The organism is Nocardia sp. NPDC059154 (genome assembly GCF_042755705.1).
GTDB lineage: Bacteria > Actinomycetota > Actinomycetes > Mycobacteriales > Mycobacteriaceae > Nocardia.
This window is the reverse complement of sequence record NZ_JBHZCS010000097.1, coordinates 19,426-30,826: the sequence shown is the minus strand read 5'-3', so window position 1 is coordinate 30,826 and position 11,401 is coordinate 19,426. Positions and strand designations below refer to the sequence as shown.

The window sequence follows — 11,401 nt, the reverse complement described above, 5'->3', positions numbered from 1 at the left end:
CCGCTCACTCTCTCCCAGCGTGGAGGTTGTAACGTCGCCGGTCAGGTCTATATTCGGATGTGTAGTTCTCCGGCAGTTGACATGTCGACGGTCGAGTTCCACCCCTGGAACTCGCGCCGCTTCGATACCGAACTCCCCGACGAATGGCGCATCGACCTCGACCCCATGCCGGACTGCCCGTGGTCGCGGGTGCAGCGGGTGGCCGGGGTCGTGCACGAGGTGCTCGACGAGCTGGGTGCGGTCGGCTGGCCGAAAACCTCCGGCGGCAAGGGATTACACGTCTACGTCCGCATCGCGCCCCGCTTCGGATTCCAGGAGGTGCGCCGGGCCGCGCTGGCCTTCGCCCGCGAGGTGGAGCGGCGCGCGCCCGCGGACGTCACCACCGCCTGGTGGCGCAAGGATCGCGATCCGGCGCAGCTGTTCGTGGACTACAACCAGAACGCGCGCGACCACACCATCGCCGCGGCGTACTCGGTGCGCGGCGTGCCCGAGGCGACGGTGTCGACTCCGGTGCGCTGGAACGAGATTCCCGAGGTGCGCCCCGGCGACTTCACCATGAAGACCGTGCCGGCGCGCTATGCCGAACTCGGCGACCTGCACGCCGGCATCGACGAGGCGGTGTTCGACATCGAACCGCTGCTGGAGTGGGCCGACCGCGACCGGATCGAGGTCGACCTCGACGAGGACAGCGGCGACTAGAGCTCGTCGGTGGTGATCAGGCCGTCGCGGATGGCGCGGGCCACCAGGGCAGCCTTGGTCGGGGCCGAGCGTCCGACCGCCGCGTACTTGGCGCGGATCCGTTCCAGGTACGTGTTGACCGTGCCGACCGTGATGTAGAGCTGCTGGGCGACAAGGGCTTTGGACTCCGTCTGGAACCAGGCCAGCAGCACCTCGCGCTCCCGGCCGGACAGCCGTGGCCGGTCGTCGCCGTCGGCGCTCATGGCCCGGGCCATGGTCGGGCTCAGATACGGGCGCACCTCGGCGGCGGCGTGCAGGGCGGCGATGAGATGTTCGCGCCCTTCGGTTTTCGACAGATAGGTGACCGCGCCCAGGTCCAGGCAGTCCCGGACCAGGTGGGGTTCGGTGTACTGGGAATAGACCACCACCCGGTGACCGCGCGCGCAGATCGTGCCCAGCGCGCTCAGATCCGGTGCGCGCTGGTCGAATTGGAGATCCAGCACGATGGCGTCCAGGTCGCCGCGATCCGGTCCGCCCGCGGCCAGGAAGGCCGCCGGATCCGGATGGTCGGCGGCCACCTCGATGCGCGGCTCGGCCGCGGCACACCAGCCGCGCACGCCGTCGCGGATCAGCGGGTGGTCGTCGACTATGGCGATACGGATCATCGGGCCCCTTCGACCTGGAAACGGTGATGCAGTCGCGCCCACAGCAATTCGCCCGCGGTGACCACCTCGGTGTGCACCGCCCCGGCGGCGTCGAGGGCGGTGCCGGACAGCGTGGACAGGCGGTCCAGCGTGTCGGCCGGGCAGTCGCCCAGCGCACTGACGGTACAGCCCGCGGCGTCCGCGGTCACCACCACCCGGGCGCGGGAACGGCTGGCGTCCAGCATGATCCGGGTCGCGGCCACCAGATGGCCCCGGACCACGTCGGGCAGGTCGCGCCCCACGGGCCCGATGCCGCGGCCGACCTCGACGTCCGCCTCGACGGTCACCGCCACCCCGCGCCGTTCGGCGGCGTCGATACCGGTGCGCAGGTCGGACAGCAGCGGGTGGCCGAGACCGTCCTGCTGGGTGAACAGGCGGCGCAGGCGGGCGTACTCGGTGCGGGCGGCGGCCTGGACGGCCGGGTCCGCGGGATCCCGGCTGCCGTCGGCGAGACCCGCGAGCAGCGGGGTGAATTCGGTCAGCAGTTCGCGATAGCGGCGCAGGCACTCCTGTTCGGTCATGCGCCCGACCGCGTCGGCGGTGCGGTGCCGCAGGCGTTCCCGGTGCAGGGCGGCGGCCTGCCGCGTGGCCCGATCGAGGGTGGCGGCGAACCAGGCGGTCAGCATCTGAAGGAAGAAGATGGCCGCCGTGTGATACCCCAGCACCGTGAGGGTTTCGACGCCCGGCGCGCGGGCCAGTACCAGCGCGCACACCAGGACCCACCAGACGCTCAGCGCGGACAGCGACAGCCGCGGCGGCAGCCGGAAGCCCAGCGCAACCACGGCCCAGCCGGACGCGCCGATCGACCAGTCCGCGCCCGCCAGTCCGGCATCCGGCGGCAGCAGGATGATGAGCAGCAGCGAGGCGGCGATCGCCACGCCCATGAGCGCCAGCGTCATCGATTCGCGGCGGCGCGGCGCCAGCGCCGCCAGGGCACAGGCCACGTTCACCGCGACCAGCAGCGCGTTCACCGCCGCCGGGGGCGTCGCAGCGGCGGCGGTGAGGGTCGACTGCAACAGGGTGTCGGCGACCGCGATGCCCACCATGCCGTACCCGAAACTGCGCCCGAGCCGGTCGATTCCGGAGGCGGCCGCCGGTACACCGAACGAATGATCCTCGGCGGCAACCGGTGCGGCGACCGGCCAGCGCAGCCGGACCTCGGTGCCGCGTCCCGGGGTGCCGGTGACCTCGGCGTCGCCGCCCACGGCCCGCAGGCGCTCGATGATCGAATGCCGGACGCCGTAGCGGTCCTCGCCCGGCGCGCCGTCGAATCCGATGCCGTCGTCGGTGATCAGCAGCGTCCCGGGTCCGGCGCTGATCACCACGTTCGAGGCCTGGGCGTGCCGGTCGATATTGGTGAGCGCCTCCCGCGCGGCCGCGGTCACCGTCCACGCCAGCGCCCGGCGGATCGGCAGCGGACCCGGTGTGCTCAGGGTGACCGGGACGGGGCATTCGATGCTCAACTCGCGCAACAATTCCGACAGGTCGGCCGGCGAATCATCGCCCGGCAGCGGGATTCCCGACTCCAGCACCGTGAGATCGCGCGCGGCCTGGCGGGCGATGCGTTCGCGATCGGCGGCCGCGCCCTGACCCACCATCAGCAGGGTGGCCGCGGCGGTGTCGTGCATGACCGCCCACTGCTCGTGCTCGTAGCGCCGCCGGGCCGCGGCGACCTCACCGGCGATGCGGGAGTCGGCGGCCGCGGTCACGGTCTGGTCGTGCACGGTGGCCGCGCGCAGCACCACCCGGCGCACCCCCACCGCCAGCAGCCATTCGACCAGCAGGTAGGCGACGGCCAGATCGGACAGGAACCCCCAGGGCGTGAGACCGGGCGTACTGCGATTGGCCCAGTAGAGCGCGGTGAGGACCAACACGGTCACCGCCGCCGATATCCGCACCCGCTCAGCGATACCCACCGAGATCACCGTTGCTGCCACGACCTTCACATCGATGAGGTCTCCGGTGCCGACGCCGGACGCGGCCACACTGACCGTGCCCAGCAGGTAGATCGCCACCACCGCGACATCGGCCGCGGTCCACCACGGCCCCAGGCGCCGCCCCCACAGCCGGCCCGCCGACCACATCGCCAGCAGCACGGTGACCGTGCGCCCCGCGCCCGGATCGACGGCCCCGCCGGCCAGATGCACCACGGTGAGCAGCAGGCACGCGGCGTGCCGGAACCGGATGGCCAGCCACGTCGCCTCCTGCGCGACCGCGGCGTGGGTCGGGTCGGCTTCGCGCAGCACCCGGTCACGGTACCGAACCGGATTCGAGCCAGCATGGCATCCCCGCGGGCGCCGCGGTGTCCGTCGAACATCCGACAGACAGAGCCGTCCGGCTACGGAAAAGTGAACCGTGCAGTGGGGTGTGCGGGTCCGGCCCGCACACCGGCTGCGCCCGCGGCCGTTGGCGGGCGGGGAGTCAACGGCCGCCCGGGTCAGCGACCCGGGCCGGTGCGCGCGGGGGGTGAGTACGCTTCCAAGTGGACGGACTTAGTGCCCGAGGTGACACGGCCGGCGCAGGAGGCGCGGGATGGAGTGGTTCATCGCACCGGAATACTGGTTCGCGCGGCAGGTGATCGAGCGCGGGATCGCGGCCATCTATCTGATCGCGTTCGTGGCGGCGGCCCGGCAGTTCCGGGCGCTGACCGGGGAACACGGCATGCTGCCGGTACCGCGGTTCGTGGCGCGGCGACCGTTCCGGGTGGCGCCGAGCGTCTTTCAGCTGCACTACACCGACCGGTTCTACGCGACGGTGGCCTGGAGCGGGGCGGCGGTGTCGGCGGCCCTGGTGGCCGGGGCCGCGGATCTGCTGCCGCTGTGGGCGGCCGTGGTGGTGTGGCTGCTGGTGTGGGTGCTGTACCTGTCGATCGTCAATGTGGGGCAGGTCTGGTATTCGTTCGGGTGGGAGTCGCTGCTGCTGGAGGCCGGTTTTCTGGTCGCGTTCCTCGGTAACGACCGGGTGGCCCCGCCGGTGCTGGTGGTGTGGCTGGCCCGGTGGCTGGTGTTCCGGGTGGAGTTCGGGGCGGGACTGATCAAACTGCGCGGTGACAGTTGTTGGCGGGATCTGACCTGCCTCTACTACCACCACGAGACCCAGCCCATGCCCGGCCCGCTGAGCTGGTTCTTCCATCAGCTGCCGCGGCCGGTACACCGGATCGAGGCGGGGGCCAATCACGTTGCGCAATTGGTGGTGCCCTTCGGACTCTTCGCGCCACAGCCGATCGCGAGCGTGGCCGCCGGAATCATCATCGTCACGCAGCTGTGGCTGGTGCTGTCGGGCAACTTCGCCTTCCTCAACTGGCTGGTCATCGTGCTCGCCTGGTCCGCCGTCTCCGATTCCGCGGCGGCAACGGTGTTTCCGATACCCGCGGCACCGGCACTGCCGGACTCGCCGCTCTGGTTCACGGTGCCGGTGTTCGTCTTCGCGGCCTGCACCGTGGTGCTCAGCTACCTGCCGGTCCGCAATATGCTGTCGAGTCATCAGCGAATGAACCAGTCCTACAATCCTTTCCACCTGATCAATACGTTCGGCGCGTTCGGGGTCGTCGACCGCATCCGCTACGAGGTGGTCGTCGAGGGCACCGACGAAGCCTCGCTCACCGCCCACACCCACTGGCGCGAATACGAGTTCAAGGGCAAGCCCGGCGACCCCCGTCGGCTGCCCCGCCAGTGGGCCCCGTACCACCTGCGCCTGGACTGGCTCATGTGGTTCGCGGCCCACTCGTCCAGCTATGCCCGGCCGTGGTTCGACGGCCTCCTCCAGCGCCTGCTGCGCAACGACCCCGCCACCCTGCGCCTGCTGCGCCGCAATCCCTTCCCGGACGTCCCGCCCCGTTACATCCGCGCCCGGCTCTACGAGTACCGCTTCACCAGTCCCCGTGAACTGCTGGAGACCCATGCCTGGTGGGTGCGTGACCTGGTCGGCGAATACGCGCCGCCGATGTTCTCACCGCGCGTCTCGCGCGTGACCCGGACATAATGCGGCATGGGTTTCTTCAGGCCGCGCTGCCCGGTGGGGGAGGTGGAACGGCTCTGGGTCGAGGAGATGCTGTCCTGGTGCGCCACCCAATTCGGTACCAGGACGTTGCGCACCCCCGTCATCCTCCCGACCTCCGACTACTTCCCGGACACCTACTCGGGCGCCGAATCGCAGGCGCTCGCGGTCGTGGAGCGGGTGGTCCGGTACATGGGGGTGGGGCGGGATCGCATTGTCGTGGAACTCGATTCGGCCGGTGCGGCGCCGCCCGACCAGCTCATGCAGCTGGAGGGCGCGGCCCGCGGCGAGGCCGGGCACTACCGGCTCGAGCACGGGCGGGCGGTGGTGACGCTCGAACTGGCGCGCCTGCGCTCACCGGTCACCCTGGTGGCGACGGTCGCCCACGAACTCGCCCACGAGCGGCTGCTCGGTGAGCAGCGCATCGCGCCGGACCGGCACGACGGCGAACAACTCACCGATCTGGCCACGGTCTACCTCGGCCTCGGCGTCTTCAATGCCAATGCGGCCTTCCAGTTCTCGCAGAACAGCCGCGGCTGGCGCTCCCAGCGCCTGGGCTACCTCTCCCAGCCCATGTACGGCTACGCCCTGGCCTGCTGGACGGTCATGCGCGGTGACCCTCGCCCCGCCTGGTCGGCTCACCTCGATACCAACCCCCGCGTCTACATGAAGCAGTCCCTCAAATACCTGCGAGCCAACCCCGACGCCCTCCCGGGCTGGCGTGCCGCGGCGTTCGAATCCTGAAGCCGGCCTCCGGATCCGGAAGTCCGGATCCGAAGGCCGTGCGGCCGCGACTACGCGGTGCTGCTCGCGCTGCCGTTCTCCAGGTGACCGGCGAAGTGCCTGCGCCAGTTGGAGTTTCCGGAGAGGCTGAGCGTCAGGTCGTACCAGCCCTGGTCGAGCGGGGCCGTGATGTCGCGTTTGGATCCGGCGTCGATCGTGACCGGGGAACCGCCGCTCACCTGGACCGTCAGTGCCGAAACGCTGGAATTGCTCACGGTGACAATGAAAGTGGGCTGATCGGTGGTGCCACCGACGGCGGCGGTAGCGGTGAGCGCCGCGGTATCGGCGGTGCCCGCGGCCTCGACGAGGAATCCGTTGGGGGCGTGAATCGCGAAGTCGTAGGAGCCGCCGAGCTGGAATCGCTCCTGGGCGGTGCCGCCCGGTGCCACCACGGTCTGGCGGATCGAATTGTCGTGGTAGGCAAAGGTCTGGAACGGCATGGCCACCGTGCCCTGGTTGCCGTACCGGGTCGTCGCGGCGTTGCCGGCGACCTCCACCCAGGCGACCGGCTGATAAGGCAGCGGCCGGGCCTTGGCGCGGCCCGCGTCCTGGACCGGCATCTGCTGTCCGGCGGGGGAGGGCGGGGTCGGCTTGGGCAGGTTCTTCTGACCGGCCGCGCGGGCGCGCTCGGCATTGGCGTCGGGCAGGGTGGGAATACTGGTGTCGCGTCTGCCGAAATCGAAGCAGCTGGTGAGGTCGCCGCACACCGCGCGCCGCCAGGCCGAGATATTGGGTTCGGCGACGCCGGTCCACTGCTCCAGGAAGCGCAGTACCGAAGTGTGGTCGAACACTTGGGAATTCACATAGCCGCCGCGGCTCCATGGTGAGATGACGAGCATCGGTACCCGCGGTCCCAGGCCGATCGGCGACTGCCCGCCCAGCAGCGCCCCGGCCCGGCTGATCAGGGTGTCCATGGTCGCCGAGCCCGAGGCCAGCCCGAGCGTCGCGGAGCCGGAATTCAGGTCGGTGCCGGTGATCTCCAGCGACGGCAGGATCTCGTCGGGGGTGCCGGGCGGCGCGGTCGGCGGCACCACGTGGTCGAAGAAGCCGTCGTTCTCGTCGTAGTTGACGAGCAGTACCGTCGACTCCCACAGCTTCGGGTTGTCCCACAGGGCCTGCAGGACGCGCTGGATATAGGCGGCGCCGTCGGCCGGACGGTAGGCGGGATGCTCGGAGTAGCCGGCGGGCGCGACCACCCAGGACACCTGCGGCAGGGTGCCGGCGGCGCAATCGGAAATGAACTGCTGCAGCACGTAATCGACATTGGTGCCGTCGGTGCCGGACGGTGCGGGCGTCATGCCGGTGGTGGTCACCTTGGCACGGTCGGCCAGCTGGCGGACCGCGGGATCGGACGAGGCCGCCGCGTCGTGATACGCGCGGAACAGCCACAGCGGATTGTCGCCGAAGTCGGCGAGGAAGTCGCCGCCGCTGTGCGAGTCGGCGTACACCTGCCACGAGATTCCGGCCTGCTGCAGGCGTTCCGGATAGGTGGTCCAGGTGTAGACGGGCCGATAGTCCGGGGGATTGGACACGGCGGGCCCGCCCGCCCGGCCGCCGGCGTCGATGGTGCCGGTCCAGTGGAACAGCCGGTTCGGCGTGGTGGGTCCCTGGATCGAACAGAAGTAGTGATCGCAGATGGTGAACGCGGAGGCCAGTCCGCGATGGAAGGGAATGTCGGCCTCGGTGAAGTAGCCCATGGTCATCTTGGACTTGGCCGCGATCCAGGAGTGGTAGGCGCCATCGGCCCATGCCATGTGCGTGGTGTTCCAGTCGTGCGCCAGATCGCCGAGATCCTGCCCGTCCACCCGGCTGGTGTCGACGTGCCAGGGCAGCAGGAACCCGGTGCTGCTGAACGCATCCGGCTGGTGGAACGCGTCCCGGTTGTCGCCGCCCGCCGATCCGCTGCTGCTCCCGCTGCCCGACCCGCTGCTCGACCCGCTCGCCGAACCGCTGGCGCTCCCGGTGCCCGCCGATCCACTGCCCAGATCGGTCCCGGGTCCGCCGGCGAGGGCGGTGTCCATGGCTGCCTGCAGGATCGGGTCGTAGCCGCCGGCGGGTAGCCGCAGGGCGCGCTTGTCACCGAAACCCCGTACGCCGCTCATGGTTCCGAAGTAGTGATCGAAGGATCGGTTCTCCTGCATGAGGATCACCACGTGCTGGACCTGATCCAGGGAGCCCGAGCGCCCCGGTTCCGCCAGTGCCTCCGCCATGCCCTCCGGCAGCCCGGTCACCCCCGCCGCGCCCGCGGCCAGCATCGACCCCAGCACCGTTCGCCGATTCGTCCTGGCGAAACCACGCCCCATCAGAAATCTCCGATCCGTCGTCTGTCCCCAGCCATCGCGGCGCCGCAGACGCTACCGGCACGCCCGCCGGTCCGCAGCGCCCGAAACGTGTCCTGGCCAGCGCTTTTCGCTATAAGCGCGGATGGTGGGGGTGCCGTCGCGGAAAAATCGGTCCCATGAAGTTGGTCGGATGATCACCCCTGGGTCATGTAGAGGTGCCACGGTGGTCGCGTGCGGACGGAGACACAGGCGCGGCCGGCGCGCGCGGTGCGCTGGTTCCACCTGGTGTGCGACGAGGTGGTGGCGCGGCTGCCGTTCGGGCTGGGCCGGTTCGTGGCCCCGACCTTCGTCGGCTATCTGCTGGTGAGCGGGTTCACCTTCACGCTGGATCTGGTGGTACTGACCGCCCTGCACGGGGTCGCGGGCCTGGCGCTGCCGATCGCGGTGACCGTGGCCTATTGCACGGCATTCGGCGCGAGCTATCTGCTGAATCGGACCCTCAACTTCGAGTCGCACGCCGCGGTCGGTCCGCAGGTCGCCATCTATGTCGTGGTGGTCGCGGTGAACTACCTGGTGTTCATCCTCGGCGTGACCAGCGGGGTGGCCGCCCTCGGCATCGACTACCGAATCGCCCGCATCCTGGGCGGCCTCGGCGAGGGTTTGTTCATGTACGCGTCGATGCGGCTGCTCGTCTTCCGGACCTGGTCCCTGTCCAGCCGCCGCTCGCGTCGTTAGCGCGAGTGTTCGATACCCGGCCACCAGCGCTACCAGCGACGACAAGTCAGCGGGGCTGGACGGGGGTGGGCTGGACGGGCATATAGGTATGGCTTACCTTGGCAGCCGTGAGTGTTGCCGAAGCTGTGCCGAATCTGCTGATCTGCCTGCGGGAGGGCCTGGAGGCGGGGCTCGTGGTGACCATCCTGCTGGCCGCCGTGCGCCGGCTGTCGACACCTGAACGCCCGGTCTCGACCACGCCGGTCTGGCTGGGCGTGCTCGGCGCGATCTCGGTGGCCGGGAGTTTCGCCGCCGTGCTGACGTATTCGACTGCCGCACTGACCAGTTCGGCCCGGGCCGCCGTCGCGGGCGTGCTGAGCGTGCTGGCCGTGGCCCTGGTCACCGCGATGATCTTCTGGATGCGGCGCACCGGGGCCTCGCTGTCGGGACAGCTGCGCGGCGAGGTCGCGCGGGCCGCGGGACTGGGCGCGGGCGTGCTCGCGGTGACGGCGTTCCTGGCCTGCGGGCGCGAGGGCCTGGAGACCACGCTGTTCGTGTGGACGGCCATCAAGGCGGCCGGATCGACAGCCGCTCCGCTGGTCGGCGCGGCCCTCGGACTGGGTATCGCGATCGCGCTGTGCTGGTTGCTGTTCCGGCGCGCGGTACGGCTGAACCTCGGTGTCTTCTTCAACCGGACCGCCGTGCTGCTCATCATCATCGCCGCGGGCGTGCTCGCCTACGGCCTCGGTGACCTGCAGGAGGCGGGCTGGCTGCCGGGCGCGCGCTGGATCGCGTTCGACCTGACCGCGCACGTCGACCCGAACTCGTGGTGGGTCTCGATCATCACCGGCATCACCAACCTGTCGCCGAAGATGACGGTGCTGCAGGTGGTGGCGTGGATCGCCTACCTGGCCACCGTGATTCCGCTGTTCGTCCGGGCGGGCCGCACCCCTTCGATCGAGGCCGGGCCGGTGGCGAAGCCGGAAACCGAGCCCGCCGACGAGAAGCCGGAATACGAGCCTGCGCACGCGGATTGGTGGGAGCGGATCGCCGGTCCGCGTCCGGTGCTGGTCGGCGCGACCCTGGTGCTGGTCCCGGTGCTGGCCGCCGGCACCGCCATCGCCCTGCTGCCGTCGGGCGGCTCGAACACCGCGCGCACGGTCACCGTGACCGCGGATGCGTGTGCGCCGGAATGGACCTCGGCGCACACCGGCACCCAGACCATCGCGGTGCACAACACGTCCGGCAAGTCCGGCGAGATCGATCTGGTCGACGCGGACGGCGCGGTGGCCGGTGAGATCGAGAACATCGGTCCCGGCACCACCGCCGAGCTGACCGCGACCCTGAATCCGGGCAGCTACACCATCGTCTGCCTGATGTCGGGCCGCCCGTCGCTGTCCTCGCCGCGCGTACAGGCCACCGGTCCGCAGACGGACGCGCCGCCGGCCTTCAAACCCGCGCGCGCCAGCGAACTGCACGGGCCGAACGAGGCCTACCAGGCGTACGTGCGGGGCGTGCTGACCCGTCTGACCGGTGCCGTCGGTACGGTCGGCCGGGATCTGCGGGCGCGCAATATCCCCGCCGCGCAGGCCGATTGGTTGCTCGCGCTGCAGGAGTGGGAGCGGGTCGGCGCGTCGTACAACAGCTTCGGCGAGGCGGGGACGGCGGTCGACGGGCTGCCCGGCGGTCTGCCGGACGGCGTCAAAGATCCGGGATTCACCGGCCTGCACCGCCTCGAATACGGCCTCTGGCACGGCCAGGGCCCGGATCAGCTGCTGCCCGTGGTCGACAAGCTCACCGCGGATATCGCCGCGATCGGGGACAAGCTGACCAGCACCGATATCGCCGGTGATCCGGCCACCCTGCCGGTGCGCGCCCACGAGATCCTGGAAGACGCACTGCGCGACCATCTTTCGGGCCTGGACGATCAGGGTGCGGGCGCGGCCTATCCGGCGACGCTGGCCGATGTCGAGGTCACCCGCACCGTCCTGGATCAGCTCGCCGTCCCGCTGGACGAGCGTGACCCGCAGCTGCGCCCCGACCTCGGGACCAAGCTGGACCGGCTGCGCGCCGCCCTGCTGGCCACCCAGGACAACGGCCGCTGGCGCGCGCCCGCGCAGACGCCGCAGGCCGCCCGGCAGGCGGTGCTCGCCGCGATCGGCGCCGCCCTGGAAGCGCTGGACCGCGTGCCGCGGCTGCTGGAAACCAAAGCGAACTGACTCTCTACGAAGGACCGAGGCCATC

7 protein-coding genes and 1 pseudogene are annotated in these 11,401 nt (G+C 70.5%); 5 read left to right on the top strand and 3 right to left on the bottom strand.

The genetic code is table 11. The features are described from left to right. Positions 1 to 72 precede the first annotated feature (72 nt). Positions 73 to 699: pseudogene (locus ACFXN1_RS46390) on the top strand (DNA polymerase domain-containing protein); the annotation flags it as partial. Here ACFXN1_RS46390 and ACFXN1_RS46385 read toward each other — a convergent pair. Beyond that, entirely contained in the window at positions 696 to 1,343 is a 648-nt protein-coding gene (locus tag ACFXN1_RS46385; protein WP_379387733.1) for a response regulator, read from the bottom strand. The pseudogene ACFXN1_RS46390 and the gene ACFXN1_RS46385 overlap by 4 nt on opposite strands. Then, the gene (locus ACFXN1_RS46380; protein WP_379443979.1) at positions 1,340 to 3,628 is read right to left on the bottom strand and encodes a sensor histidine kinase; all 2,289 of its coding nucleotides are present in this window, start codon (positions 3,626 to 3,628) and stop codon (positions 1,340 to 1,342) included. Before ACFXN1_RS46380 ends, ACFXN1_RS46385 begins: the two co-directional genes overlap by 4 nt. A 286-nt stretch (positions 3,629 to 3,914) precedes the next feature. Here ACFXN1_RS46380 and ACFXN1_RS46375 point away from each other — a divergent pair, with 286 nt between their 5' ends. Beyond that, positions 3,915 to 5,363, top strand: coding sequence for a lipase maturation factor family protein (locus ACFXN1_RS46375; RefSeq protein WP_379443980.1), 1,449 nt, complete (start codon positions 3,915 to 3,917; stop codon positions 5,361 to 5,363). 6 nt (positions 5,364 to 5,369) lie between these two features. Then, complete coding sequence (locus ACFXN1_RS46370) at positions 5,370 to 6,122, top strand: hypothetical protein (RefSeq protein ID WP_379403065.1); 753 nt, start codon at positions 5,370 to 5,372, stop codon at positions 6,120 to 6,122. 50 nt (positions 6,123 to 6,172) lie between these two features. Here the strand turns inward: ACFXN1_RS46370 and ACFXN1_RS46365 are convergent, their stop codons facing one another. After that, a complete protein-coding gene (locus ACFXN1_RS46365; protein WP_379444004.1) occupies positions 6,173 to 8,371 on the bottom strand; it encodes a phosphocholine-specific phospholipase C in 2,199 nt (732 codons plus the stop codon). A 303-nt stretch (positions 8,372 to 8,674) separates the two neighbouring features. Here ACFXN1_RS46365 and ACFXN1_RS46360 point away from each other — a divergent pair, with 303 nt between their 5' ends. After that, positions 8,675 to 9,178, top strand: coding sequence for a GtrA family protein (locus ACFXN1_RS46360; RefSeq protein ID WP_379443982.1), 504 nt, complete (start codon positions 8,675 to 8,677; stop codon positions 9,176 to 9,178). A gap of 107 nt (positions 9,179 to 9,285) precedes the next feature. Beyond that, positions 9,286 to 11,376 (top strand): iron uptake transporter permease EfeU, encoded by a 2,091-nt coding sequence (gene efeU / locus ACFXN1_RS46355; RefSeq protein ID WP_379443983.1) that lies wholly within the window; start codon positions 9,286 to 9,288, stop codon positions 11,374 to 11,376. The last annotated feature ends 25 nt before the right edge of the window (positions 11,377 to 11,401 follow it).

What these genes read in the sequence shown, in the direction of transcription:
- ACFXN1_RS46385 (WP_379387733.1), bottom strand. Translation starts at nt 1,343, where the DNA reads ATGATCCGTATCGCCATAGTCGACGACCACCCGCTGATCCGCGACGGC.
- ACFXN1_RS46375 (WP_379443980.1), top strand. Translation starts at nt 3,915, where the DNA reads ATGGAGTGGTTCATCGCACCGGAATACTGGTTCGCGCGGCAGGTGATC.
- ACFXN1_RS46370 (WP_379403065.1), top strand. Translation starts at nt 5,370, where the DNA reads ATGGGTTTCTTCAGGCCGCGCTGCCCGGTGGGGGAGGTGGAACGGCTC.
- ACFXN1_RS46365 (WP_379444004.1), bottom strand. Translation starts at nt 8,371, where the DNA reads ATGGCGGAGGCACTGGCGGAACCGGGGCGCTCGGGCTCCCTGGATCAG.